Raw genomic sequence first — 24,781 nt, forward strand, 5'->3', positions numbered from 1 at the left:
CTGATTCACCGCAATACCTGTGGGAGCGAGCCTGCTCGCTCCCACATTTTCCAATGCGAAACTCCGGACGAAAAAAAAGGGGAGCACATGCCCCCCCGAGGTTTAAAACGGTGTATCGAGGCTGTTAACTCAGCCTTCGATCTCGATCAGGATTTCGCCCGGGTTCACCCGGTCGCCCTTGGCCACATGGATGGCGGTGACTTTACCGGCGATGGCCGCCTGGACTTCGGTTTCCATCTTCATTGCTTCAGTAATCAGCACGGCTTGCCCCGCTTTCACGGTGTCGCCTTCCTTGACCAGCACGTCGACGATGTTGCCCGGCATGGTGGTGCTGACGTGGCCCGGAGCAGTGGCTTGCTTGCGCTTGCTGCTACCGCCGCTGACGAATTCGTTGAGCGGTTCGAACACCACTTCTTCCGGCATGCCGTCGATGGACAGGTAGAAGTGACGTTTGCCTTCGGCCTTGACGCCGACACCGGTAATGTCGACGCGGTAGGTTTCACCGTGGACGTCGATGACGAACTCGGTTGGCACGCCTTCGCCACCGGCCGAGGTCACACCGCCTGCTTCAGGAATCGGCAGCAGCACTTCTGGCGTCAGGGTGCCGGCCGCACGTTCTTCGAGGAATTTGCGGCCGATGTCCGGGAACATGGCGTAGGTCAGCACGTCTTCTTCAGACTTGGCCACGGCACCGATTTCGGCACGCAGCTTGGTCATTTCCGGCTTCAGCAGATCGGCCGGACGCACATCGATCACTTCTTCGTTACCAATCGCCTGACGACGCAGTTTCTCGTTAACGGTGCCCGGCGCCTTGCCGTAGCCGCCTTGCAGGTAGAGCTTCACTTCGTTGGTGATGGTCTTGTAGCGCTCGCCGGCCAGCACGTTGAAAAACGCCTGGGTGCCAACGATTTGCGAGGTCGGGGTTACCAGCGGCGGGAAACCGAGGTCTTCACGAACCCGCGGGATTTCGGCCAGCACTTCCGCCATGCGGTTCAGGGCGCCCTGCTCTTTCAGCTGGTTGGCCAGGTTGGAAATCATCCCGCCCGGTACCTGGTTGACTTGCACACGGGTGTCGACGGCGGTGAACTCGCTTTCGAACTGGTGATATTTTTTGCGCACGGCGTAGAAGTACAGGCCGATCTCTTGCAGCAGTTCCAGATTCAGGCCGGTGTCGAACTCGCTGCCTTTAAGGGCGGCGACCATCGACTCGGTGCCCGGGTGGCTGGTGCCCGAGGCGAAGCTGGAGATCGCGGTGTCGATGTGATCGGCACCGTTTTCGATGGCCTTGAGTTGGCACATCGTGGCCAGGCCAGCGGTGTCGTGGGAGTGGATGAACACCGGCAGCGATTGCTCGGATTTCAACGCCTTGACCAGTTCGCCGGTGGCGTATGGCGTCAGCAAACCGGCCATGTCCTTGATTGCCACCGAGTCGCAACCCATGGCTTCCATTTGTTTGGCTTGAGTCACGAACGCGTCGATGGTGTGCACCGGGCTGGTGGTGTACGCGATGGTGCCTTGGGCATGTTTGCCGGCCGCTTTTACGGCTTCGATGGCCACGCGCAGGTTACGCACGTCGTTCATCGCGTCGAAAATGCGGAATACGTCGATGCCGTTGACCGCAGCCTTGGCAACGAAAGCCCTGACCACGTCATCGCTGTAGTGGCGGTAGCCCAGCAGGTTCTGGCCACGCAGGAGCATTTGCAGGCGCGTGTTAGGCAACGCGGCGCGCAATTGGCGCAGACGCTCCCACGGGTCTTCTTTGAGGAAACGAACGCAGGCGTCGAACGTCGCACCGCCCCAGCATTCCAGCGACCAGTAGCCGACTTTGTCGAGCTTGTCGCAGATCGGCAGCATGTCTTCGGTGCGCATGCGGGTGGCGAGCAGCGATTGGTGGGCGTCGCGCAGGATTGTGTCGGTAACGTGAATTTTCTTGGACATTGTTTTATTCCTCACAGGCCTGCGTGGGCGGCGATGGCGGCGGCGATGGCCAGGGCCAGCTCTTCGGGTTTGCGCTTGATCGAGTAGTTGGTCAGTTCAGGGTGGCTTTCAACGAAGCTGGTATTGAACTGGCCGCTGCGGAATTCAGGGTTACGCAGGATTTCCTGGTAGTACGCGGCGGTGGTCTTGACCCCTTGCAGACGCATGTCGTCGAGGGCGCGCAAGCCACGGTCCATCGCTTCTTCCCAGGTCAGCGCCCACACCACCAGTTTCAGGCACATGGAGTCGTAGAACGGCGGAATGGTGTAGCCGGTGTAGATCGCCGTGTCGGTGCGCACGCCGGGGCCGCCGGGCGCGTAGTAACGGGTGATCTTGCCGAAGCTCGGCAGGAAGTTGTTTTTCGGGTCTTCGGCGTTGATCCGGAATTGCAGCGCGAAACCGCGGTGCTGGATGTCTTCCTGTTTCACCGACAGCGGCAGGCCGGACGCAATGCGGATCTGCTCACGGACGATGTCGATCCCGGTGATTTCTTCGGTGATGGTGTGTTCCACCTGCACCCGGGTGTTCATCTCCATGAAGTACACCTCACCCTCGGCGAGCAGGAACTCCACGGTGCCGGCGTTCTCGTAGCCCACGGCCTTGGCTGCGCGCACCGACAGGTCGCCGATGTAGGCGCGCTGTTCCGGGGTCAGTTGCGGGCTTGGAGCAATTTCGATGAGCTTCTGGTTGCGGCGCTGGATCGAGCAGTCACGCTCGAACAGGTGCACGACGTTGCCAAAGCTGTCGCCGAGGATCTGCGCTTCGATGTGTTTCGGATTGACGATGCATTTTTCCAGGAACACTTCCGCTGAACCGAAGGCCTTGGTGGCTTCAGAAATCACGCGGGGGAAAGCCTGTTCGAGTTCTTCACGGCTGTCGCAGCGACGAATACCCCGGCCGCCACCACCGGAGGTGGCCTTGAGCATGACCGGGTAACCGATGCGATCACCTTCGATCAGGGCTTCGGCGATGTCCGCGACGTTGCCTTCGGTGCCTGGAGTGACCGGCACGCCCGCCTTGATCATGCTACGGCGCGCTTCGGTCTTGTCGCCCATGCGGCGGATGACTTCAGCCGATGGACCAATGAATTTGATGCCGCGTTCAGCGCAGATATCTGCCAGCTCGGCGTTTTCCGAGAGGAAACCGTAGCCGGGATGCAAGGCATCACAGCCGGTTTCCACCGCCAGATTCACCAGCTTGCGCGCATTCAGGTAACCGGCCAGTGGCTCGGCACCGATGCTGTGGGCCTCGTCGGCACGCTTCACATGCAAGGCATGGCGGTCGGCGTCGGAGTAGATCGCGACCGAGCGAATGCCCATCTCGGCGCATGCACGCACGATTCGCACGGCAATTTCACCACGGTTGGCGATCAGGATCTTTTTTATCACTTGGAGGTTCCCTTGAGCCGGTGGTACCCACGACCTGCTAGGCAGGTCGACGCGTGACTAAATGTTTCGATTTAGTCGCAGCCCCACACTAGCCCCCACAAGGGATTAACAAAAATGAATAATTATTGGGTTAGCCATAAGCAAAGACTTATAGTTGATCCATCAGCCTGTGGTGAGAGCGATTAGAAAATGCGTAAGTCATTGATGCGTATGACATTGCGTCAATTGCAGATCTTCAATGAGGTCTGTGATTTGAGGTCGTACAGCCGGGCAGCCGACGAAATGTCTCTCACACAACCGGCCGTCAGCCTACAGATTCGTCAACTCGAGGAGCTGATTGGTCAGCCATTGTTCGATTACGTCGGCAAAAAACTCTACATGACCGAGGCCGCCGAAGCACTCCAGCGTGCCAGTCGGGACATTTTCGGGCGCCTGGAAAACCTCGATATGCAGCTGTCGGACATGCAGGGATCACTGCAGGGCCAGCTGAAACTGGCGGTGGAATCCAGCGCCAAATATTTCGTACCGCACCTGTTTGCTGCGTTCAAGCGTCAGCATCCCGAGGTAAATTTGCAACTGACGGTGGTCAACCGAGGGCAGGTGATCCGTCGATTGTCTGATAACCGCGACGATCTGGTGATCATGTCCATGGTGCCGCAGGACATGGGGCTGGAGTTTCTGCCGTTCCTCAACAATCCGATCGTTGCCGTCGCGCCGCCGGATCATCCGCTGTGCCACATGGGGCCGCTGCGCTTGCAAGACCTCGAGCCTTACACCCTGTTGCTGCGCGAACCCGGCTCTGGAACGCGTCTGGCGTGTGAAGAGTATTTCAAAGAGAAACGCGTGCACTTCAACCAGACCCAGGAGGTCGCATCGGCCGAAGCCCAGCGTGAATGTGTGCTGGCGGGTCTGGGCGTCGCGCTGTTGACGCGCCACGCCCTGAACCTTGAGTTGGCGACCGGTGGATTGATTGAGTTACCGGTCGAAGAACTGCCGCTGTATCGCAGCTGGTGCCTGGTGCAGGCCAAGGCCAAACGGTTGTCACCGGTGGCCCACGCATTCCTTGCGTTTATCCGCAGCGAGCGGGTGCAGATCAGCGCCCTGGTTGAGCGTTTCGACGGGAAGTTGCGGGAGCGGCCTGCCAGTAATTGAGTTCCAGATCCGGAAAATCACCGATCTCGGCCAGCAGCTGACGGCGTTCGCAGCGGTCTTCGATGGCGCGGCGAAACTCCATGCGGCGCTGATCTTCTTGCTGACGACGGGTTTTGACGGCGCTGTTGCGTTCTTCGTAGGGCTGGGCCATTTCGAGTCTCCCAAGGCGATTACGGGAGTTTCAAGATAGGCGCGCGGGATGACGGTTTGGCGGCGGGCGGGTTACAAAATGATGAAGCTCACAGGTTGGCTGCGAACCCTGTGGCGAGGGAGCTTGCTCCCTCGCCACAGGGTCCGCGCTCGAACTTGGGGTCAATCGTCGAGGGCTTTCACCGATTTTGGCGACAGCCGCAAGCTGCGCAGGCTGCGTTTGACGCTCTTGAGGTGGTTGACCAGGCTCGGCCCGCGCGCCATGGCCACGCCCATCGCCAATACGTCGATCACCACCAGGTGGGCGATACGCGAGGTCAGCGGCGTGTAGATTTCAGTGTCTTCATGCACATCAATCGCCAGGTTGACGGTCGACAGCTCGGCCAACGGCGTCTGGCTCGGGCACAACGTGATCAACGAGGCGCCGCTCTCACGCACCAGGTTGGCCGTGATCAACAAATCCTTGGAACGCCCGGACTGGGAAATACAGATCGCCACATCGGTCGGTTTCAACGTTACCGCCGACATCGCCTGCATGTGCGGATCGGAATACGCCGCCGCAGTCAGCAGCAAACGGAAGAATTTGTGCTGGGCATCCGCCGCCACCGCGCCCGATGCGCCAAAGCCGTAGAACTCGACGCGCTGAGCCTGGGACATCAGCGACACAGCTCGCTGCAACTCCACCGGATCGAGCTTCTCGCGAACTTCCATCAAGGTGTGCAGGGTGGTGTCGAAGATTTTCAGGCTGTAGTCCGCGACCGAATCGTCTTCATGGATCGCAAACTGACCAAAACTCGCGCCTGCCGCCAGGCTCTGCGCCAGCTTCAGTTTCAAGTCCTGGAAACCGGAACAACCGATGGCGCGGCAGAAGCGCACGATGGTCGGCTCACTGATGCCCACGCTGTGGGCCAGGTCGGCCATGGAGCTGTGCATCACCGCCGCCGGATCAAGCAGCACGTGGTCGGCGACCTTGAGCTCCGACTTGCGTAAGAGGTGGCGTGACTGGGCGATGTGTTGCAGCAGATTCAAGGGGCTGGACTCTTTGTTATTGGCAGGTGCCGGGGATGTAGCAAGCTTGTAGTTATACTACATGAATCGGCTTTTTGCCTGCTCAATGCGTAACTCGATGTCCCCATTCCACGCCACATGCGCTCCATGTAGCACTTACAAGGGTTTTGCGTCCTCACGTAAAAGCGCAGCCAGGCCATCGGCTTCGACCGGCCGACTGACCAGATAACCCTGCACCTCATCGCAGCGCTCGGCTTTCAAGAATTCCAGCTGCTCTGCCCGCTCCACACCCTCAGCCACCACTTTCAGCGACAAACCATGCGCCATGGCGATGATCGCCCGGGTGATCGCCGCGTCCTCGCTGCCCTGCCCCAGGCCGCGTATGAACGCCTGATCGATCTTCACGTAATCCACGGGAATGCGCTTGAGGTAGCTCAGGGACGAATAGCCCGTGCCGAAATCGTCGATCGCCAGTTTCACGCCCAGATCCCGCAACTGCTGGAACGTCGCGATGATGTGTTCGACGCTGTCCAGCAACTGGCTTTCGGTGAGTTCGAGTTCCAGGTAGTGCGGCGCCAGACCGGTTTCCTCCAGTACCTGCCGCACCAGGCTGACCAACTTGCCCTGGCGCAATTGATGCACCGACAAATTGACCGACACGCGAATCGGCTCAAGCCCCTGCCGTTGCCATTCGCAGGCCTGCCAACAGGCTTGGCGCAACACGAACTCGCCGATCGGACCGATCAAGCCGGTTTCCTCGGCCAGACCGATAAAGTCCCCCGGTGGCACGCGGCCCATGGTCGGATGATCCCAACGCACCAAGGCTTCGGCTGCGTTCAGGCGACCCGTCTCAAGGCAAAGTTTGGGTTGGTAATAGACTTGCAGTTGCTTTTCGTCGATGGCTTTGCGCAGCTGATTTTCAAGCTGCAATCGCTCAAGGGTGCTGGCCTGCAAGCTTTCAGTGTAGAACTGGAAATTGTTGCCGCCCAAGTGTTTGGCGTGCTGCATGGCAATGTTCGACTGGCTGACCAACGCGGAAATTTCCCGGGCGGTGTCCGGCAACATGCTGATGCCCATCGAGGCGCTGACCACCAGTTCATGACCATCGACGGTGATCGGCAAACGCAATTTGGTCGACAATCGGGTCGCCACGCGGGCCAGGCTCGACAGGTTGCCGTAGGCGTCGAATATCACCGCAAATTCGTCACCGGAAAGCCGCGCAATGGTGTCTGCCTCGGGCAATGCGTTGACCAGCCGCCGGGCCATTTTCTGCAGCAACTGGTCGGCAACTTCATGGCCGAGGCTGTCATTAAGCAACTTGAAACGATCCAGGTTGATATGCAGCAGCGCCAAACTGCGACGCCCGCCCTGACGCACCCGCTGATGAGCCTCGCGCAGCCGTTCGCGGAACAGCGAGCGGTTGGCCAGGCCAGTGAGTTCATCGTAATGGGTCAGGTAGCGCATGCGCTCTTCGGATTCCCGTCGAGCGGACAGATCGGCGAAGAAGCCGACAATATGGCTCACTTTTCCCCGAGCATCCCGAACAGCGTTCAGTTGCAGCCACTGCGGATAGAGCTCGCCGTTCTTGCGGGTTTCCACCAGTTCGCCCTGCCAGGTGCCGTGCTGTTCCAGCGCATGATGGATAGCGCCGTAGCGTCGGCGCGCATCGCGGCTGCACGGCAACTCGACGACGTTGCGCCCAAGCATGTCTTCAATGTCGTAGCCGGTGACGCGGCTGAACGCCTGATTGACTGCGATCAGCGCGTAATTGGGGTCGAAAATCACGATGCCTTCACTGGCCGCCTCGAACACCGTCGCCGCCAATTGGCGCTGTTCTTCCTGGCCCTTGCTCGCGCTGATGTCGCGGCGGGTGCCGACCATGCGGATCACCCGACCATTGTCGCTGCGCTCGACCGCCCGCCCACGGTCCTCGATCCAGACCCAGTGGCCGTCGCCATGCCGCACCCGGTATTCGATCTGGTAATCCTCGCTGCGGCCTTTCAGATGCTCGACGAGAGCACGGCGTAGCGACGGCAAGTCTTCAGGGTGAAGGCGCGGCTTGAGGTGGCTGAGCATCGCGGTGACGAATTCCGGTTCCAGGCCGAACAACTCCTGAAGCTGGGTGTGATGGACTTCGTCAGTTTGCAGGTTCCAGTCCCACAGCCCGAGTTCACTGGCCTTCAACGCCAGCGCCAGCCGCGCTTCGCTCTTGCTCAGGGCCTGGTTGGCCGCGTCCAGTTCAAGGCTGCGCTGGGCGACCCGGTTTTCCAGCTCGACTTGGGCTTCGCGTAACTTGTCTTCGGCGCACCGGCGGTGATCAATCTCTTTGGCCAGCTCGTGATTGAGCTGGTCACCGCAGCTCTGCGCCTGCTGCAGATGCTCGATCAGGGCCTGATTCTGGAAACGCCGCAGCAAGCCGCTGTCGATCAACCGATTGACCTGCCAGGCCACCACGCTCAACGCGCCCAATAAAATCAGACCGAACCAGCCCCAACCCTGGCCTTGTTCATCGCCACCCCAGAACAGATAGGTGATGGCCGGCAACAGGCAGGGCAAGGTAAAGGACAGAAACGCCGGCAGGCTGACCGCGTAGGCGACGCTCGCCGAAAGGGCGGCGGCGCCGATCAGGCCGAATACCCAGGCTTGTTGCATGAAATTATCAGCGGGGACCAGGGCGATGCCGGCACCGGCCAGGGTCAGGCCTGTCATGGCGGAGCCCAGCAGGAACATTCGACGCCAGACCGGATGAGCCTGGCGATTGGGAATGGCCGAATCGAAGGCCGCGACTTGAATCACCCGCAGGGCCACCAGCGATAGAAGCCAGATCAGCCAGACGCTGACGATGAAGTAGCGCTGCGGACTCCAGAGCAGTCCGGCACAGACCAGACCGTTAATCAGCATGAACAGCGTGGGCAGCAGCGAGCCTTGGTAGAGCAGGCGCGTGCGCTCGACCGCCATTTCCATGGCGTACTGCTTGCGGATAACCCGGGGCTCCACAGAAGGGCCCGACAGGTCAGAGCTGAGGGTCATAGGCAATGTTCTTGTTCTTATAATGATGAGCATGAGCCCGAAACGTGGACGGAGCATACACAAGCCGATGCCCTTACCAAACTGCCCCAGATCATAAAATCGACAAAATTTCAGCCCCCCGCCGCCCCCTGAAAACCCTTGGAGCGAGCCCCGTCAACGCTTGCAGCCAGTGACTGACCGGTCGTCATCCGCGCTTCTTTTATCGGCTAATGCAAAGCTCGGTTTGCCCGGTGTGACGGCGCACCCTAGAATGCCCCGATGCGCGATGATCTCTCCCTTCTGCTGAACTCCCTCAACGATGCCCAACGCCAGGCCGTAGCTGCCTCCGTGGGTCGTCAGTTGGTCCTGGCCGGTGCTGGTTCCGGTAAAACCCGAGTGCTGGTGCACCGTATCGCCTGGTTGATCCAGGTCGAGAACGCCTCGCCCCACTCGATCCTGTCGGTGACCTTCACCAACAAGGCCGCTGCCGAGATGCGTCATCGCATCGAGCAGCTGATGGGTATCAACCCGGCCGGCATGTGGGTCGGCACGTTCCACGGCCTGGCGCACCGCTTGCTGCGGGCGCATTGGCAGGAAGCCGGCCTGAGCCAGACCTTCCAGATTCTCGACAGCGACGACCAGCAACGGCTGGTCAAGCGGGTGATCCGCGAGCTGGGGCTGGACGAGCAACGCTGGCCGGCCCGTCAGGCTCAGTGGTTTATCAATGGGCAGAAAGACGAAGGTCTGCGTCCGCAACACATTCAAGCCAGCGGCGACCTGTTCCTGGCGACCATGCGCAGCATTTATGAGGCCTACGAGGCCGCTTGCCTGCGCGCCGGTGTTATCGACTTCTCCGAATTGCTGCTACGTGCCCTCGACCTGTGGCGCGATCACCCGGGCCTGCTGGCCCATTACCAGAAGCGCTTCCGGCACATTCTGGTGGACGAGTTCCAGGACACCAACGCCGTGCAGTACGCCTGGTTGCGTCTGCTGGCCAAGGGCGGCGACAGTTTGATGGTGGTGGGCGACGACGATCAGTCGATCTACGGCTGGCGTGGCGCGAAAATAGAGAACATTTATCAGTATTCCGACGATTTCCCGGATGCCCAGACCATTCGTCTGGAGCAAAACTACCGCTCTACCGCCGGGATTCTCAAGGCTGCCAACGCCCTGATCGCCAACAACACCGGGCGCATGGGTAAAGAGCTGTGGACCGATGGCGGCGAAGGCGAAGCGATCAATCTGTACGCTGCGTTCAACGAGCACGATGAAGCACGCTACGTGGTGGAAACCATCGAAAGCGCGCTGAAAACCGGCTTGGCCCGTAGCGATATCGCGATTTTGTACCGCTCCAACGCCCAATCGCGCGTTTTGGAAGAAGCTTTGCTGCGCGAGCGCATTCCGTACCGCATCTATGGCGGTCAGCGTTTCTTCGAGCGGGCAGAAATCAAGAACGCCATGGCCTACCTGCGATTGCTGGAAGGTCGCGGCAACGATGCGGCGCTGGAGCGGGTCATCAACGTTCCGGCCCGTGGCATTGGCGAGAAAACCGTCGAAGCGATTCGCGACCATGCGCGCCACAGCGATGTCTCGATGTGGGAAGCCATGCGTTTGCTGGTCGCTAATAAAGGCCTGACCGGTCGCGCAGCGGGCGCGCTCGGCGCGTTTATCGAGCTGATCGAGAACCTTGCCGCCAAGTGCATGGACATGCCGCTGCACCTGATGACTCAGACGGTTATCGAACAGTCGGGGCTGATTGCCTACCACGAAGCGGAAAAAGGCGAGAAAGGCCAGGCCCGGGTAGAAAACCTTGAGGAACTGGTCAGCGCCGCGCGCAACTTCGAAAACGCTGAAGAAGACGAAGACCTGACGCCATTGGCGGCATTTCTTGGCCATGCGTCGTTGGAGGCTGGTGATACCCAGGCCGACGAGCACGAAGACAGCATTCAGCTGATGACGTTGCACAGCGCCAAGGGCCTGGAATTCCCTTACGTGTTCCTCGTGGGCATGGAAGAAGGCCTGTTCCCGCACAAGATGAGCCTGGAAGAGCCCGGCCGTCTTGAGGAAGAGCGCCGCTTGGCCTATGTCGGCATTACTCGGGCCATGCAAAACCTGGTGATGACCTATGCAGAAACCCGACGCCTGTACGGCAGCGAGACTTACAACAAAGTGTCGCGTTTCGTACGTGAAGTGCCGAAAGGCCTGATCCAGGAAGTGCGGCTGTCCAACAGCGTCAGCCGTCCGTTCGGCGGTGGCCAGCAACAGAGCTCCAGCAGCCTGTTTGGCGGCAGCGAGATCCCGGACACCGGGTTCAGCCTCGGTCAGGCCGTGCGGCATTCGGTGTTCGGCGACGGCGTGATCCTGAACTTCGAGGGCGCCGGGGCTCAAGCTCGCGTGCAGGTGAACTTCAGCGAAGGCAGCAAGTGGCTGATGTTGGGTTACGCCAAGCTGGAGGCGATCTAAAGCCCGCCAGAGAACTAATGCAGGAGTGGGCTTGCTCGCGAAGGCAACGCTGCGGTTTTTCATAAACACCGCGTTCTCGTTCTTCGCGAGCAAGCCGGCTCCCACAGGGTTTTGTGTGGCATCCAAGCGATCGGTTGAACTTATAAAGGTGCAAACCATGGGCTCAGGCTTCGTTTCCTCCTGGACATTCTGGGCCCTGTTGTCAGCAGCATTTGCTGCCATGACCGCCATCTTCGCGAAGATCGGCATCGAAAACGTCAACTCCGACTTCGCCACCCTGTTACGCACAATGGTGGTTTTGGTCAGTCTGGCCTTGATTTTGTACGCCACGGGCCAATATCAGTCATTAGGATCTATCTCCGCCAAGAGCTATGTATTCCTACTGCTGTCAGGGCTCGCCACCGGCGCATCGTGGATCTGCTATTTCCGTGCGTTGAAGCTCGGCCCGGCGTCGCTCGTCGCCCCAGTCGACAAGCTCAGTGTGGTGCTCGTGGCAGTGTTGGGGGTGGTCCTGCTGGGAGAACGGCTCGACTTGCGCCAATGGGGCGGAATCAGCCTGATAACGGCCGGGGTGGTCATGCTGGCCTTGCGACGCTAGATATCCTTCCTGCAGAACTTATCCACTTGTCCTACAGACCAAAGTTAACAGGCCCTATTGCGCTGACCGAAGCTGAACGCAACCTGTCAGGCAAAAGCCCGAAACACTCTGCCGCTAGCCAGTAACAGTTCAGCTGTGCAACATGGCGCGCGTGCCATCCACAAATGGGAATTCCCTTTATGAAACGTTTTCTTAGCATCGCCATGGCGTTGTGCATCGGCCTGACGATGAGCCTCGACGCCAACGCCAAGCGCTTTGGTGGCGGCAAGAGCTCCGGCGCTGCGCCGACTCACCAGACCAGCCAAATGGCTCCTTCTTCTGCCGCCGGTGGTGCTGCTGCCACTGCGGGCGCGGCCGGTGCCGCTGGCGCTGCCGCCAAGGCCGGCGGAGCTTCGCGCTGGCTCGGCCCTCTGGCCGGCATCGCTGCCGGTGGCCTGCTGGCCTCCATGTTCATGGGCGGCGGCTTCCAGGGCATGCAGATCTTCGACATCCTGATCATGGCTGTCATTGCGTTCCTGATCTTCCGCTTCATCGCCGCTCGTCGTCGCAAGCAACAGGAGCATCTGGCTCCAGCTGGCGCACCGATGCAACGTGAAGTGTTCGAGCAGAAGCCTGCCGGCATGGGTTCGATCTTCGGCGGCTCGGCAGCACCTGCTGCCGCTCGTCCGGTAATCAACGCGCCAGCCTGGTTCAATGAACAGAACTTCATTGAAGCGGCCCGCAACCACTTCCAGTCCCTGCAGCAACACTGGGACTCCAACGAAATGGACAAGATCGCCGAGTTCGTGACCCCGCAATTGCTGGAGTTCCTCAAGCGCGAACGTGCCGACCTGGGCGAAGGTTTCCAGTCCACCTACATTGATAACCTCAATGTTCAACTGGACGGCGTGGATGATCGTGCCGACAAGACCATCGCCACCCTGACCTTTACCGGTGTGTCGAAGACTTCGCGTTTCGACCAGGGCGAAGTGTTCAGCGAAAGCTGGAACATGGAACGTCCGCAGGGCGAAAACCAGCCTTGGCTGGTGGCCGGTATCCGCCAGAACGGCTGATCCCCTCCGCGTTATGCATGCTGTAATAGAAACCCCGGCCTCGGCCGGGGTTTTCTATTTCGCAGTTGCATCTGTAGCGAGCTACTGTATAAACCGCCCCAACTAAACCGCGCCATCAAGCAAGAGGATCCCGGACGTGGAAGAAATCATCGAACAACTGCGTGAAGCCAACGAACCGGTACCGGTCCCCTTGGAGTTGCCTGACGAAGACCAGATCGTGGAAATCGAGGAACAACTGTTCATCGACATTCCCTTCGTCTTCAGAGAGTTTCTGCTGACCGTCAGCGACGTCGTCTACGGCAGCCTGGAGCCGGTGACCGTCACCGACCCGCAATCCCACACCTACCTGCCGGACGTTGCAGCCAACGCCTGGGACGCTGGCGTCGACCGCAGCATGATCCCGATCTGTCAGGACGGCGACAACTACTATCTGGTCGAAGAAGACGGCACCGTGGTGCTGTGGTTGGCCGAGGAAGAACTGGTTGCCGAAGAAACCTGGGAATCGGTGTGGCACTGGGCACGGGACGTCTGGCTGGAAAGCTGAGTCGTCTGACACGCCGCGTGGTCAATGCCCGGACGATTCCTTGTGGTTGTCCAGCGTTTCGAGCAAGGCCACCTGCATCCGCGTGTGCACGCGGATAAACCAGCGCCAGAGCAGCGCCGCCACCGTGGCGGCGACCACGACGATCAGTACCAGCAACTTGTTGGTCGGCAAAATACTGGCCGACAAAGCTGCCAGCAGCAGGAAGATCACCAGCAGCGAGAGGATCGGGATCACTTCGGCGATCACCCGGCGCACTCGCTGCGTGTGGCGCCCTGCCATCTCCGGCTTAACGCCCATCTCCGCCAACAGCATCGACAGCGCCTTGAGCTTGCGATAGGCGGCGATGAGGAACGGCAGCGACAACAGCAACGCTCCACCCCAGATCAACGCTTTCTGCCAGCTCGGATCACTGATCCAGTCTTGCAGGTACGCGGACATGCGTTCGGCGAAATACGCGCCGGAAAAGAAGATCGCAATCACCAAAGCCAGATTCACCCCGACCTGCAACAGAATCTTTCGGATCATCGACGCCAGCAACGCGCCCTCGCCCTGAGGCTGGATACTGCGCAGCCACTCGCCATACATCCCCAACACTCGACCCAGTCGCTGCGGCATCACCGCAGCAAGCTTGATCGACAGCGGATCAGCCGCGCGGATCAGATACGGCGTCAGCAACGTGGTAAGCACCGAAACTGCCACGGCGACCGGGTAGAGGAAGTTGCTGGTGACCTGCAGCGTCATGCCCAGCGCGGCAATGATGAAGGAGAATTCGCCAATCTGCGAAAGCCCCATTCCCACGCGCAGTGAGGTGCGTCCGTCATTCCCGGCGATAAAGGCCCCGAGACCGCAGGAAAGCATTTTGCCGAGCACAACGGCCACAGTGATCACTGCGATCGGCCAGGCGTATTGCAGCAGGATCATGGGATCGAGCATCAAGCCGATGGCCACGAAAAAGATTGCACTGAACAGGTCGCGAACCGGCTCGATCAAGCGCTCGATCTTCAGCAACTGCCGCGACTCGGCCATGATCGCGCCAATCAGGAACGCGCCCAGGACCATGCTGTATTCGAGCTTGACCACCAGCAGGCAAAAGCCGAAACACAGGCCCAGCACGGTGATCAGCAGCATTTCATTGCTTTCGAACTTCGCCACGTAGGCCAGTAATCGCGGCACCAGCAAAATGCCGATCACCAGCGCAACGATCATGAACAGCGAGAGCTTGCCCACCGTGGAAAACACTTCGCCAGAACTGACCGTGCCGCTGACCGCGATGCTCGACAGCAAGGCAATGATGCCGATACCGAGGATGTCCTCGACGATCAGCACGCCGAAGATCAGCTGGGCAAAGCGCTCGTTCTTCATCTTCAGGTCGTTGAGCGCCTTGACGATGATGGTGGTCGATGAAATCGCCAGGATCGCGCCGAGGAACAGTGAGTCCATGGTGTTCCAGTCAAACCATTGGCCGATTTCGTAGCCGATCCAGATCATCAGCACAATTTCGAGGAACGCCGCGATGAATGCCGTGGCTCCGACCTTGAACAGCTTGCGCAGGCTGAACTCGAGGCCCAGGCAGAACATCAGGAAAATCACCCCGAGTTCAGCGAGCGTCTTGATGGTTTCCTCGTCGTGGATCAGGCCGAACGGCGGTGTGTGCGGGCCGATGATGAAGCCGGCGACGATATAGCCCAGCACCACCGGCTGTTTGAAGCGGTGGAACAGCACCGTCACCACACCTGCGACCAACATGATCACTGCCAGATCCTGAATAAAACTGATGGCATGCATGGTGTGGGGCTCCTTGAGGTGGACGTTCGGAGGTTAACACCGCGACTTCCGCCAGAAAGGCGGTGCAATATATGGAAACAGATCGATCCGGCGTGACGGCGACCAGCTGCCCGGCGTCCCGATAACTGTGGTTTGAAAAAAACCGACCAGGCACCCGCAGAGGTGCCGCCCTTCCGCCATTCTGCCTTGACCCGTGAGAACGCTATGGAACCCGGAAACGCCCAGCTGTCGATGACGGTATTGATGACCCCCGACATGGCCAACTTCTCTGGCAATGTTCACGGCGGTACCCTGCTCAAATACCTCGACGAAGTGGCCTACGCCTGCGCCAGCCGTTACGCCGGCCGCTACGTGGTGACCCTGTCGGTGGACCAGGTGATTTTCCGCGAGCCGATTCATGTCGGCGAACTGGTGACCTTCCTGGCCTCGGTCAACTACACCGGCAACACGTCCATGGAAGTGGGCATCAAGGTGGTGACCGAGAACATCCGCGAGCGCTCGGTGCGCCACACCAATAGTTGCTTTTTCACCATGGTGGCGGTGGATGACGACCGCAAACCGGCGGCTGTCCCGCCGCTGCAACCGCAGAACAGCGAAGACAAACGCCGCTTCATCCAAGCCCAGCAACGTCGGCAGATTCGGCAGGAACTGGAAAAGCGGTATCAGGAAATCAAGGGCGATGCCTGAGCCGTTCAGCCCGTTTGATGGTGTGCTTTAGATAGCCTTCGCGAGCAAGCCCGCGCCCACACTTGACGCTGTGAACGACGCAGGGCAAATGTAGGAGCGGGCTTGCTCGCGAATAGGCTCAACGTGGATCAGAGGCTGATCGCAGTCGCTTCGAACTTCACCCGCGGATGCGCAATCCGGTCCTGAGCTCGCACCAGTTCCAGCTCATAGCTGGCACACGCCTGGGTTTCCAGCAGCACTTCATGCACTGCTGCCGCCGTGAACTCGAAGGCCGCCAACAGGCTGTCGCCCAACAGCACACGCGCCAGAAACAGCCCCGACGTCAAGTCACCCACACCCACCGGCTGACGCGGAAACGCCAGCAGCGGACGCCGCAGGTGCCAGCTGCCTTCGGCCGTTACCAGCAACATCTCGAAGCCATCCGCCGGTTTGCCGGGATAGTCCAGATGCTTGACCAACACCGCTTTAGGCCCACGCGCCAGCAGTGCGCGCGCCATTGCCAGGCAATCGAACAGCGACTGCGGCTTGCGCCCCGAGAAGCTGTCCAGCTCCAACTGGTTCGGGCACATGAAGTCCGCCACCGAAGCCGCCTCTTCCAGCAGGAAATCGCTGACTTCGGCCGGCACGCTGCAGCCCTTCTCCGGATGGCCCATCACCGGGTCGCACAAATACAGCGCCTTGGGGTTCATCGACTTGATCCGCGCCACACCCGTCAGGATCGCCCGGCCCTGAGCCGCACTGCCGAGGTAACCGGACAGCACCGCATCGCAGTTGCCCAGCTCGCCAATCGCCGCGATCCCTTCAACCAACTCGGGGATCTGGTGCGGCGCCAGCACTTCACCGGCCCACTGGCCGTATTGCGTGTGGTTGGAGAACTGCACGGTGTTGAGCGGCCAGACATTCACCCCGACCCGCTGCATCGGGAAAACCGCGGCGCTGTTGCCAGCGTGGCCGAACACCACGTGGGACTGGATGGCGAGCAGATGGGGCGTACGTTTCATGCGGTGTGTTTTCCGTCAAACGATTGAAATTCGAGCCGCGCAGTATGCGACTAAACACGGCCTGTACGACAGACCGGCGACGCAGTTAAGCTGGCACTATCTTGTTGGAGCAACCTGTTGATGCTGACCCTCGGAAATATCTTCGTGTTGATGCTGCTCGCCACTGGCGGCGCATGGCTGTGGCACAACCACGGGCTGCGCGAGCGCGCGCTGGAACGGGTCAAGCTGCATTGCACCAAGCTCGGCATCGAGCTGCTGGACGGCAACGTGGCATTGAAAAAGATCGCGTTCATCAAAGATGCCAACGACCGACGGCGCCTGGCCCGGGTGTACAACTTCGAGTTCACCGTGACCGGCGAAACCCGCCACAACGGCACCATCACCCAATTCGGCGCCCACAGCGCGCAGATCGAACTGGCGCCTTACCCGATGCCGTTCGACGACACGCCTGCGGTGGTCGACGTGGAGAAGCCTCGCGCTGAAGTGATCGAGCTGAGCCAGTGGCGGCAAGAACACACCAAGTGGCGTCCTTAACCGGTCAGACAGTCGCCCAACGCTTTTTGCAGTGAAGCCATTTCCTGCTGCTCGTCGAAAATCAATTCGATCCGCGAATCCTGGCGCCATTCACTCGGCTGCCATTCCAATGGCGAGTTATCCAACGCATTGGCTGACACCCAACCGTCGACGCTGTGGATAACCAGCTTCGCCCGCCGCCAGGCAATGCTTTCAAGCCACTGGCCCACGCGCGCCACATCGAAAGTCTGAGTCGGATGCCAACGCCAGCCGACGCTCCAGCCGCCCTCCTGCGCCTGACTCAGGCAAATCGGCAGCGCAGGATCGATCCAGATGGCCGGCATCTGCGCCAATCCCTTGGGCACGATGAAGTTATCCACACCCGCCTCCGCCTGAACGCCAAGGCCCGGTAATTCGCTTAACGGCAGGCACGCGTGCTGGGTCCAGTACAACGGGCGAGCAGGCAGCTGCGCGGCGATTCGCTGGCGATCATTGACGTCGAGACCTTCCGCCTTGTTCAGCAACAACAATCCAGCATTGCTCAACGCCTCCTGTTGCGCCTCGGGCAATGGTTTGCCGACCGCGAGCGCCTGGGCATCCAAAACCAGTACACATGGTTGTACCGCCAGTACGCCTTGCCACGGCGCCTCACTTAACTGCCTGAGCAACTGCGCCGGATGCCCAAGCCCCGAAGGCTCGATGAACAGCCGATCCGGCCGTGCCTTGCGCAGCAACCGCCCGAGGCCGATCTGAAACGGCGCTCCGTTCACGCAACACAAACAGCCCCCGGCCACTTCCCCCAGTGCGATACCATCGGCGTCCTGGGTCAGCAGCGCGGCATCGAGGCCGATCTGGCCAAACTCGTTGATCAGCACCGCCCAGCGTTCGTTCGCTGGCCGCTGCGCCAGCAGGTGCTTGATCAAACTGGTCTTGCCCGCACCCAATGGGCCGGCAATGACGTGAGTGGGAATGTTCTGCAACATGGTCGATGTTTTCTGAGGAGGTAATGGATGCGGTTGATGGGATTGTCGTTGGTGTTGGCGCTCTGTTCCGGCGAGGCGCTGGCACAGGCGTGCGTAGTACATAGCACGGCCGAGCGACTCGACGTAAAAGTCTGCCAGCAGAACCGCAACATCCCGCAAAAGCTCTTCGCCGACGGCTTCTGCCAACCGAACCTGCCCGGGCAGAAAGTCGACGTGCAATACGTCGACCAATGCCCCAAGGGCGCGTTCGGCGTGTGCAGCAACGCCCAAGTCGCCAATATGCCTTACCGGCAAGATATTCACTATTACGGCGTGGCGACCGATGCGGCGTATCTGAAGCCGTTTTGCGAAGGCCAAAGCCAAGGCAACTGGCTCAAGCCTTAACCCAGCCAATCCAGGGTCAGAATCAAACGACGTTCGCCCGGCGCGGGTTGCGGCGAACGGTGGATCAGGCCGAATCCTTCATTACCGTGCCATTTCTCGCCTTTGAGCAGTGCCACTTCGCCGCTGGCAATGTGCTCGACCAGCGAATTTTCGGTGGGTTCGGCCTCAGGCTTGCCCAGTTTCCGGCGATCCATCACCCCTTCTTTCAGCCACTGACTGCCGATGCCGCAATACGTAGTAATCAGCCGCACCGGCACATGATCGACGTGAAAGCGCGGGCACATGGCCTTGTCCAAGACCCGCACGCGCAGGCCGATGCGTTTGGCGCCCAGCAGACAGGCGAATGCGCTGACCAGCCAGGACACGTCGGCAATGAAACCGGCATAGCCTTCGAGATCGCTGAATCCTGAGGCCAATCCATGCAGATTGGGTTCGGTGTCTTCGTTGGGTAACTCCAGGACCAGCGACTCGGCCAGTGGCTCGTTCAGGGACAGCAACATGCACCCGAAATCACTGATGTGCGCCGGGAGCTGGCGCTGCCAGACGGCCAGGTTTACCCCGTCTTCAAGAACTCGAGTCAGGGTTTGTGGCGTTTCACCTAGAACCTGATGAACGACCGGCCTCGGCTTCAGGCTGGGCGCCAACATCAGGCGGCAACCTCTTCGTGCCAAGGACCGAACGGATCTGACAGCAAACGCCAACCCTCGACACCCAAGGCCATTTCATCATCGCTCAGCAGGCAATTGTCGAGTTCAGCGGTGAGTTGCGCGAAGTCGATGTTCTGACCGATGAACACCAGTTCCTGGCGGCAATCGCCGGTGGCGGCCGTCCAGTTTTCCATGATACCGGCCGTACTTTCTTCGTCCTGCGGCCACTGGGTTTTCGGCACGAAGCGCCACCAGCGCCCGGCGAAACCATGGCGCATCAAGCCACCGGCCTGGGACCAGCTACCCGCGTCCGTGTGCTTGCTGGCCAGCCAGAAAAAGCCTTTGGAGCGCAGCAGTTTGCCGTTCACCCACGGTCGATCAATGAAGCTGAAAAAACGTTGCGGATGAAACGGTCGACGGGCTCGGTAGGCCGTCGAGGCGATGCCGTACTCCTCGGCTTCCGGCACGTGCTCGCCGCGTAACTCTTGCAGCCAACCTGGCGCTTGAGCAGCTTTCTCAAAGTCGAAACGCCCGGTGTTGAGGATTTCCTTCAGGGGGACTTCACCCATGACCATCGGGATGATGTGCGCCTGAGCATTGAGGCGTTCAAGGATCGCGATCAGCTCTTCGCGTTCGTGGCGGCTGATCAAATCGATCTTGCTGATGAGGATCACGTCGGCAAATTCGATTTGCTCGATCAGCAGGTCGGTGATCGAGCGCTCGTCCTCCTCGCCCAATGTTTCACCACGGGAAGCGAGACTTTCGGCCGCCTGATAGTCGAGCAGGAAGTTCATGCCATCGACCACTGTGACCATGGTGTCGAGCCGCGCGATATCGGCCAGGCTCTGCCCTTGCTCATCACGGAAGGTGAAGGTTTCCGCCACGGGCAATGGCTCGGAGATGCCGGTGGATTCGATCAACAGGTAATCGAAACGTCCATCCCTGGCGAGTTTGCTGACTTCTTCGAGCAAGTCTTCGCGCAAAGTGCAGCAAATGCAGCCATTGCTCATCTCCACGAGTTTTTCTTCGGCGCGGTTCAGGCTGACATCGCGTTGGACTTCGCTGCCATCGATGTTGATCTCGCTCATATCGTTGACGATCACGGCGACTCGAAGATTCTCGCGGTTACGCAACACGTAGTTAAGCAGCGTGCTTTTACCGGCGCCGAGAAAGCCTGACAGGACGGTCACGGGGAGACGATTGGGCATCAGGTTTTCCTCACAGAGATGCCCGATCGCAGTGTCGGGCTGATTTGAATGTTATAGTATAACAACGCAATCAAGCCAGCCCGCTCTTGTCCTCCTCGATAAAGGGCACGATGCTGAAACCCGCCCACTCCGTGAGAACTCCCATGCGCATTGCCCTGAAATCAGCGCTGATAAGCTTTTCGCTGTTGTTTGCCGTAGGCGCCTGGGCGCAAGTGCCGAGCCTGGCGAAGTGCACCCGAAGCGCCAATCTGCTCGCCTGCGTGGATGCCGATGGCAATGCCTATAGCGTCAACACCGTTGGCAGCACGATCTATTTGCGCGGTTTCGAAAGGGTGGGCAAACGCTATTGGGCGCAGACCAACAGCCGTTACGGTCAGCTCACGTTTTTCACCGGTATTGCTTCCGACGGCGAAGCCTGGGTCGGTTACAACCGGCGAGTCGGCTGGACTACGATCAATCGCTTCTCCAGCTCTGGCGGCAGTAGCGCCAGGTTCACCTGTAGCAGGATCAGCGGCTGCTAGGCCTGCGCTTTTTTATGCTGCTGTTGCCAGGCGATGAAGCTATCAAGCGGCGGGGTCTTCTGAAAATAGCGCTGCAATCCTTCGAACAATCCATCAGCCACAGCCTGCTGATGGCGTGCGGTCACCAGTCGCTGGCTGTCGCGAGCGTTGGAAATGAAGCCGGTTTCCACCAGGATCGATGGCACGTCCGGCGACTTCAGCACCGCGAATCCCGCTTGTTCCACGCGCTTCTGATGCAGCGTGGTGATGCCCGCCAGGCTGTCGAGCACGGTGCTGCCCAGCTGCAAGCTCGCGGCGATGGTGGCGTTCATCGACATGTCGAGAATGACCCCGGCGAGCATCGGGTCCTTGTCCTTGAGATTGAGCAGACGGGTGGCACCCAACAGATCCGCGCCGTTCTCCCGCTGCGCCATGAAACGCGCCGTGGCCGAGGTGGCGCCTCCTTCCGACAAGCAATACACGGAGGCACCTGAAGCGGTGAGACGCGGCGCCGCGTCCGCATGCACCGAGATGAACATATCGGCGTTGTGCTTGCGGGCGATCTCGACGCGTTTACGCAGCGGAACGAAGAAGTCGTCGTTGCGCACCAGCTTCACATCGAAGCCCTTCTCGCGTTTCAGTCGCTTGGCCAATAGCTGGGCGATGGACAGGACAACGTCTTTCTCTCGTTCCCCTTTGGCGCCCAGCGCACCGGGGTCTTTGCCGCCGTGACCGGGGTCGACCACCACGATGATGTCGCGCTTGGGGTGAGCCTTGTCGACGGCCGCTTCAGGCGCGACTGCGATGTGTAACGGCGCTGCCGTCTTCAGATCAAGCACCAGCCGATCGCCTTGCCCATCCTGCGGCGGCAAGAGAAAACTGTTGAGCTGCACCGGGCCGTTGAGGTCGAGGACGATCCGCGTATCGCCCTGACCAAAATGCCCGGAACGGATCGAGCGAATGACAGTATTGCCAAGGGCCAGTTGACTGAAGTCGCCGCTGAGGCTGGCACCACGCAGGTCAATGATCAGCCGCTCGGGAGCGCTCAGTGAAAAGGTTTTGTACTGCACCGGCCCGCTCAAATCGAACACCAGACGTAGCTTGTCATCCGATCGCCAGAGCCGCGCGTTGCGAATCTGCGTGGCCGAAACACCAAAGGGCAAAGCGAAGGCCGCGCAGGCCAGCATCCAGTTGAGCAGGTGACGTCTGTGCATGTTGGAAGCCGCTCGTGAAAAAGGCATGGTCGATTTCAATGTAATAACATAACATATGAAACCCCACTCCCACGACGGACCCGCTCATGAATGCGCTGACTCTGCCGGATATCGCCGCGCAGGCTTCACGCCAAGCCCTGCCACTCGAATGGGTGGGCATGTGCGGCATCGCTCTTCCTGTGTTGTTCGATGGCCAACGGCTTAGCGCAAAGGCGGACGCCGGCGTGAGCCTCGATGATGGAGAAGCGCGCGGTATTCACATGTCGCGTCTGTATTTAGCGCTGGAAGCACTTGAGCAGGAAAACCTGACATCCGCCCTGTTGCGGCGAGTTCTGCAAAGTTTTCTCGACAGTCATGAAGGGCTGTCCCACAGCGCTTACTTAAAAATTGATGCGGATTTACTGATCAAAAGGCCGGCGTTGATCAGTCCGTTGGCCGGCTGGAAAACCTATCCAGTGAGCATCGAAGCGCGTTTGAAAAACACGATGTTCCACGTGGAACTAAAAATCGATGTTCCATATTCCTCGACCTGTCCGTGTTCAGCCGCACTTGCCCGGCAGTTGATTCAGCAACAATTCATCGACGACTTCGCCAACAAATCGCTGCAACACGCCGATGTATTGGCCTGGCTTGGCTCTACCAAAGGCATCGTTGCGACACCTCACAGCCAACGCAGCAACGCACGTTTACAGCTGCGACTGGACGACTATCTGGATGAGCTGCCGCTGATTGCACTCATCAATGACGCCGAAGCGGCACTCGGCACTGCCGTACAAACCGCCGTGAAACGCGCCGATGAACAAGCCTTCGCCCTGGCCAATGGGCAAAACCTGATGTTCTGCGAGGACGCCGCTCGCCGTTTGAATCTGGCCTTGAAACGCTCCCCCGGCATCAACGCTTTCCACATACGCGTCGTCCACGCCGAAAGCCTTCATGCTCACGATGCCGTTGCCGAAAGCCGATGGAACTGGGTGACCGCATGATCCGTTGCCAGGCATTGCGCTGGGGTGCACCCGGTCAACCGCTCACGCCACCTGTGGATTTAGAATTGCCCAAAGGCAGTCTGACTGCCGTGATCGGCGCCAATGGCTCAGGTAAAAGCAGTCTGCTGAAAGTGATCGCGGGGCTGCAAAAACCCCTGGCCGGAAAAGTCAGCCTCGATATTCCACGCAAGGGCTCGCTCTCCTTCCTCCCTCAACAGCAACACCTCGACAGGCAATTCCCCATCAGCCTCCAGGAGTTGGTAGCCGCTGGTTTCTGGGGCAGCAAGCAATCTCCAGAGATACGCCGCCAACGCCTCAAAGACGTGCTGGAAGACTGGTGCCTGACGGGTTTGGAACAGCGCCCGTTGATGGCCCTTTCCGGTGGCGAATTGCAGCGCGCCCTACTCGCCCGATTGAGTCTTGCCGAAGCGCCTTTGCTGCTGCTAGATGAGCCCCACGCCGCGCTCGATGAGCTGGGCCAGACGCTGCTCTGGAAACACCTTCATAACTGGCACGCCGAAGGTCGAACCCTGGTGGTCGTGTGTCATGACCTGGCCGCCGTTCGCCAACACATTCCTCAAAGCCTGCTGATCAAAAGCAGCGGTTGCGTCCTTGGACCCAGTACCGAACTCATCCGCCAACCACCGCAAGCGCAGGTGGCTTGATGCTCGCTGCCACTCAACTTTGGCAACCGTTCCACGAGTTTGTCTTCATGCGTCGGGCACTCTTTGGTGGATTGGTCCTGGCTTGCAGCACCGCGCCGTTGGGCGTGTTTCTGATCCTTCGCCGGATGAGCCTGATCGGCGACGCCGTGGCCCACGGCATCCTGCCGGGTGCGGCCCTCGGTTTCTGGTTCGCCGGTTTGAGCCTCCCTGCACTGACCATTGGCGGCCTTGGCGCAGGCCTGAGCATGGCCGGACTCGCCGCCTGGATCACCCGTCGGACGGGGTTGCGCGAAGACGCGAGCCTCGCTGCGATCTATCCGATTTCCCTCGCCAGCGGCGTGCTGATCCTCGGCATCGCCGGCAAACGCCTGGACCTGCTTCACCTGCTGTTCGGCTCGGCACTGGCGGTCGACGGACCGACGCTGACCGGCATGCTGTGGGTCTCCGGATTCAGCCTGATCGCCATGGCGCTGATCTACAGACCCTTGCTGCTGGACACCCTCGACCCGCTTTTTCTGCACACCGTCAGCCGCCTCGGCCCATTGGCCCACGGCGTATTCCTGACCCTGGTGGTGCTGAACCTGGTGATCGGCTTCCAGGCCATCGGTGCGTTGATGGTGGTCGGATTGATGATGTTGCCGGCCGCCGCTTCGCGGTTCTGGAGTCGCCGTTTACCCGTCTTGATTGCGATTGCCGCCCTGCTCGGTTGCCTCTCGGTATGGCTCGGCCTATTGCTGTCGTTCTACTACTCGCTGCCCAGCGGCCCGGCGATCGTGCTGGTGGCGGGCGGTTTGTACGTGCTGTCCGTGATGTTCGGTCCGGTGCACGGCTTGCTGCGCCGCCCGCCTTTGCTCACATCCCAATGAGGTG

At 60.0% G+C, this 24,781-nt stretch carries 23 protein-coding genes; 12 read left to right on the forward strand and 11 right to left on the reverse strand.

Going from position 1 to position 24,781, the window contains the following annotated elements:
* Window positions 1-129: 129 nt before the first annotated feature.
* A complete protein-coding gene (oadA, locus tag K0F88_RS07165; protein WP_219094680.1) occupies window positions 130-1,938 on the reverse strand; it encodes a sodium-extruding oxaloacetate decarboxylase subunit alpha in 1,809 nt (602 codons plus the stop codon).
* Window positions 1,939-1,949: 11 nt separating this feature from the next.
* A complete protein-coding gene (locus tag K0F88_RS07170; protein WP_008156643.1) occupies window positions 1,950-3,365 on the reverse strand; it encodes an acetyl-CoA carboxylase biotin carboxylase subunit in 1,416 nt (471 codons plus the stop codon).
* A 189-nt stretch (window positions 3,366-3,554) separates the two neighbouring features.
* On the opposite strand from K0F88_RS07170, the gene K0F88_RS07175 reads away from it, so the two are divergent.
* Window positions 3,555-4,517 carry a LysR family transcriptional regulator gene (locus K0F88_RS07175; protein WP_219094681.1) on the forward strand — a complete coding sequence of 321 codons (963 nt, stop codon included), beginning with the start codon at window positions 3,555-3,557 and terminating at the stop codon, window positions 4,515-4,517.
* On the opposite strand, the gene K0F88_RS07180 is transcribed toward K0F88_RS07175, so the two are convergent.
* The 3 genes from K0F88_RS07180 to K0F88_RS07190 form a co-directional block, all read right to left on the reverse strand.
* Window positions 4,459-4,668, reverse strand: coding sequence for a PA3496 family putative envelope integrity protein (locus K0F88_RS07180; RefSeq protein WP_017341588.1), 210 nt, complete (start codon window positions 4,666-4,668; stop codon window positions 4,459-4,461). The genes K0F88_RS07175 and K0F88_RS07180 overlap by 59 nt on opposite strands.
* Window positions 4,669-4,829: 161 nt before the next feature.
* On the reverse strand, window positions 4,830-5,696 hold the full coding sequence (gene hexR / locus K0F88_RS07185; RefSeq protein ID WP_008027445.1) for a transcriptional regulator HexR: 867 nt from the start codon (window positions 5,694-5,696) through the stop codon (window positions 4,830-4,832).
* Between the two features lie 135 nt (window positions 5,697-5,831).
* Complete coding sequence (locus K0F88_RS07190; protein ID WP_219094682.1) at window positions 5,832-8,705, reverse strand: EAL domain-containing protein; 2,874 nt, start codon at window positions 8,703-8,705, stop codon at window positions 5,832-5,834.
* A 258-nt stretch (window positions 8,706-8,963) separates the two neighbouring features.
* On the opposite strand from K0F88_RS07190, the gene uvrD reads away from it, so the two are divergent.
* The 4 genes from uvrD to K0F88_RS07210 all read left to right on the forward strand — a co-directional run bounded on the left by uvrD (window position 8,964) and on the right by K0F88_RS07210 (window position 13,341).
* Complete coding sequence (gene uvrD, locus K0F88_RS07195) at window positions 8,964-11,147, forward strand: DNA helicase II (protein WP_219094683.1); 2,184 nt, start codon at window positions 8,964-8,966, stop codon at window positions 11,145-11,147.
* Between the two features lie 157 nt (window positions 11,148-11,304).
* Window positions 11,305-11,745, forward strand: coding sequence for an EamA family transporter (locus tag K0F88_RS07200; protein ID WP_219094787.1), 441 nt, complete (start codon window positions 11,305-11,307; stop codon window positions 11,743-11,745).
* Window positions 11,746-11,924: 179 nt separating this feature from the next.
* Window positions 11,925-12,797 carry a Tim44 domain-containing protein gene (locus K0F88_RS07205; protein ID WP_219094684.1) on the forward strand — a complete coding sequence of 291 codons (873 nt, stop codon included), beginning with the start codon at window positions 11,925-11,927 and terminating at the stop codon, window positions 12,795-12,797.
* A gap of 136 nt (window positions 12,798-12,933) precedes the next feature.
* Complete coding sequence (locus K0F88_RS07210) at window positions 12,934-13,341, forward strand: SMI1/KNR4 family protein (RefSeq protein ID WP_010465379.1); 408 nt, start codon at window positions 12,934-12,936, stop codon at window positions 13,339-13,341.
* A gap of 21 nt (window positions 13,342-13,362) precedes the next feature.
* On the opposite strand, the gene K0F88_RS07215 is transcribed toward K0F88_RS07210, so the two are convergent.
* On the reverse strand, window positions 13,363-15,126 hold the full coding sequence (locus tag K0F88_RS07215; protein ID WP_219094685.1) for a cation:proton antiporter: 1,764 nt from the start codon (window positions 15,124-15,126) through the stop codon (window positions 13,363-13,365).
* A 204-nt stretch (window positions 15,127-15,330) separates the two neighbouring features.
* Here K0F88_RS07215 and K0F88_RS07220 point away from each other — a divergent pair, with 204 nt between their 5' ends.
* On the forward strand, window positions 15,331-15,813 hold the full coding sequence (locus tag K0F88_RS07220; RefSeq protein ID WP_219094686.1) for an acyl-CoA thioesterase: 483 nt from the start codon (window positions 15,331-15,333) through the stop codon (window positions 15,811-15,813).
* Between the two features lie 128 nt (window positions 15,814-15,941).
* Here the strand turns inward: K0F88_RS07220 and pdxY are convergent, their stop codons facing one another.
* Complete coding sequence (pdxY, locus tag K0F88_RS07225) at window positions 15,942-16,814, reverse strand: pyridoxal kinase PdxY (protein WP_219094687.1); 873 nt, start codon at window positions 16,812-16,814, stop codon at window positions 15,942-15,944.
* A gap of 120 nt (window positions 16,815-16,934) precedes the next feature.
* On the opposite strand from pdxY, the gene K0F88_RS07230 reads away from it, so the two are divergent.
* Window positions 16,935-17,348 (forward strand): DUF3301 domain-containing protein, encoded by a 414-nt coding sequence (locus tag K0F88_RS07230; protein WP_010465383.1) that lies wholly within the window; start codon window positions 16,935-16,937, stop codon window positions 17,346-17,348.
* On the opposite strand, the gene K0F88_RS07235 is transcribed toward K0F88_RS07230, so the two are convergent.
* Window positions 17,345-18,310, reverse strand: a complete 966-nt coding sequence (locus tag K0F88_RS07235) for a GTP-binding protein (RefSeq protein WP_094469906.1) — start codon at window positions 18,308-18,310, stop codon at window positions 17,345-17,347. The two genes, K0F88_RS07230 and K0F88_RS07235, sit on opposite strands and share 4 nt — an antisense overlap.
* Window positions 18,311-18,337: 27 nt before the next feature.
* Here K0F88_RS07235 and K0F88_RS07240 point away from each other — a divergent pair, with 27 nt between their 5' ends.
* Window positions 18,338-18,694, forward strand: a complete 357-nt coding sequence (locus K0F88_RS07240; protein ID WP_094469905.1) for an NADH:ubiquinone oxidoreductase — start codon at window positions 18,338-18,340, stop codon at window positions 18,692-18,694.
* On the opposite strand, the gene K0F88_RS07245 is transcribed toward K0F88_RS07240, so the two are convergent.
* Window positions 18,691-19,341 carry a DUF1826 domain-containing protein gene (locus tag K0F88_RS07245; protein ID WP_219094688.1) on the reverse strand — a complete coding sequence of 217 codons (651 nt, stop codon included), beginning with the start codon at window positions 19,339-19,341 and terminating at the stop codon, window positions 18,691-18,693. The two genes, K0F88_RS07240 and K0F88_RS07245, sit on opposite strands and share 4 nt — an antisense overlap.
* On the reverse strand, window positions 19,341-20,549 hold the full coding sequence (gene zigA, locus K0F88_RS07250) for a zinc metallochaperone GTPase ZigA (protein ID WP_219094689.1): 1,209 nt from the start codon (window positions 20,547-20,549) through the stop codon (window positions 19,341-19,343). Before zigA ends, K0F88_RS07245 begins: the two co-directional genes overlap by 1 nt.
* 143 nt (window positions 20,550-20,692) lie before the next feature.
* On the opposite strand from zigA, the gene K0F88_RS07255 reads away from it, so the two are divergent.
* Window positions 20,693-21,070 carry a glutamine synthetase gene (locus tag K0F88_RS07255; protein WP_094469902.1) on the forward strand — a complete coding sequence of 126 codons (378 nt, stop codon included), beginning with the start codon at window positions 20,693-20,695 and terminating at the stop codon, window positions 21,068-21,070.
* Here K0F88_RS07255 and K0F88_RS07260 read toward each other — a convergent pair.
* Window positions 21,067-22,263, reverse strand: coding sequence for an N-acetylmuramoyl-L-alanine amidase (locus K0F88_RS07260; protein ID WP_219094690.1), 1,197 nt, complete (start codon window positions 22,261-22,263; stop codon window positions 21,067-21,069). The genes K0F88_RS07255 and K0F88_RS07260 overlap by 4 nt on opposite strands.
* A gap of 86 nt (window positions 22,264-22,349) precedes the next feature.
* On the opposite strand from K0F88_RS07260, the gene folE2 reads away from it, so the two are divergent.
* Genes folE2 through K0F88_RS07275 form a run of 3 tightly spaced genes read left to right on the forward strand, consistent with a single transcriptional unit; the run spans window position 22,350 to window position 24,777 of the window.
* Window positions 22,350-23,246 (forward strand): GTP cyclohydrolase FolE2, encoded by an 897-nt coding sequence (gene folE2 / locus K0F88_RS07265; RefSeq protein WP_219094691.1) that lies wholly within the window; start codon window positions 22,350-22,352, stop codon window positions 23,244-23,246.
* Window positions 23,243-23,911, forward strand: a complete 669-nt coding sequence (locus tag K0F88_RS07270) for a metal ABC transporter ATP-binding protein (protein ID WP_094469899.1) — start codon at window positions 23,243-23,245, stop codon at window positions 23,909-23,911. Before folE2 ends, K0F88_RS07270 begins: the two co-directional genes overlap by 4 nt.
* Window positions 23,911-24,777, forward strand: a complete 867-nt coding sequence (locus K0F88_RS07275; RefSeq protein WP_219094692.1) for a metal ABC transporter permease — start codon at window positions 23,911-23,913, stop codon at window positions 24,775-24,777. Before K0F88_RS07270 ends, K0F88_RS07275 begins: the two co-directional genes overlap by 1 nt.
* Window positions 24,778-24,781 lie beyond the last annotated feature (4 nt).

Origin of the sequence: Pseudomonas sp. UMAB-40 (assembly GCF_900095275.1) — a bacterium.
GTDB classification, from domain to species: domain Bacteria; phylum Pseudomonadota; class Gammaproteobacteria; order Pseudomonadales; family Pseudomonadaceae; genus Aquipseudomonas; species Aquipseudomonas mandelii_B.

Coding starts and splice junctions, on each gene's coding strand:
- K0F88_RS07220 (WP_219094686.1), top strand. CDS start 15,331: ATGGAACCCGGAAACGCCCAGCTGTCGATGACGGTATTGATGACCCCC.
- uvrD (WP_219094683.1), top strand. CDS start 8,964: ATGCGCGATGATCTCTCCCTTCTGCTGAACTCCCTCAACGATGCCCAA.
- K0F88_RS07175 (WP_219094681.1), top strand. CDS start 3,555: ATGCGTAAGTCATTGATGCGTATGACATTGCGTCAATTGCAGATCTTC.
- K0F88_RS07200 (WP_219094787.1), top strand. CDS start 11,305: ATGGGCTCAGGCTTCGTTTCCTCCTGGACATTCTGGGCCCTGTTGTCA.
- K0F88_RS07180 (WP_017341588.1), bottom strand. CDS start 4,668: ATGGCCCAGCCCTACGAAGAACGCAACAGCGCCGTCAAAACCCGTCGT.
- K0F88_RS07215 (WP_219094685.1), bottom strand. CDS start 15,126: ATGCATGCCATCAGTTTTATTCAGGATCTGGCAGTGATCATGTTGGTC.
- K0F88_RS07275 (WP_219094692.1), top strand. CDS start 23,911: ATGCTCGCTGCCACTCAACTTTGGCAACCGTTCCACGAGTTTGTCTTC.
- oadA (WP_219094680.1), bottom strand. CDS start 1,938: ATGTCCAAGAAAATTCACGTTACCGACACAATCCTGCGCGACGCCCAC.
- zigA (WP_219094689.1), bottom strand. CDS start 20,549: ATGCCCAATCGTCTCCCCGTGACCGTCCTGTCAGGCTTTCTCGGCGCC.
- K0F88_RS07255 (WP_094469902.1), top strand. CDS start 20,693: ATGCGCATTGCCCTGAAATCAGCGCTGATAAGCTTTTCGCTGTTGTTT.
- K0F88_RS07230 (WP_010465383.1), top strand. CDS start 16,935: ATGCTGACCCTCGGAAATATCTTCGTGTTGATGCTGCTCGCCACTGGC.
- K0F88_RS07205 (WP_219094684.1), top strand. CDS start 11,925: ATGAAACGTTTTCTTAGCATCGCCATGGCGTTGTGCATCGGCCTGACG.
- K0F88_RS07245 (WP_219094688.1), bottom strand. CDS start 19,341: ATGTTGGCGCCCAGCCTGAAGCCGAGGCCGGTCGTTCATCAGGTTCTA.
- K0F88_RS07240 (WP_094469905.1), top strand. CDS start 18,338: ATGCGGTTGATGGGATTGTCGTTGGTGTTGGCGCTCTGTTCCGGCGAG.
- folE2 (WP_219094691.1), top strand. CDS start 22,350: ATGAATGCGCTGACTCTGCCGGATATCGCCGCGCAGGCTTCACGCCAA.
- pdxY (WP_219094687.1), bottom strand. CDS start 16,814: ATGAAACGTACGCCCCATCTGCTCGCCATCCAGTCCCACGTGGTGTTC.
- K0F88_RS07260 (WP_219094690.1), bottom strand. CDS start 22,263: ATGCACAGACGTCACCTGCTCAACTGGATGCTGGCCTGCGCGGCCTTC.
- K0F88_RS07235 (WP_094469906.1), bottom strand. CDS start 18,310: ATGTTGCAGAACATTCCCACTCACGTCATTGCCGGCCCATTGGGTGCG.
- K0F88_RS07190 (WP_219094682.1), bottom strand. CDS start 8,705: ATGACCCTCAGCTCTGACCTGTCGGGCCCTTCTGTGGAGCCCCGGGTT.
- K0F88_RS07270 (WP_094469899.1), top strand. CDS start 23,243: ATGATCCGTTGCCAGGCATTGCGCTGGGGTGCACCCGGTCAACCGCTC.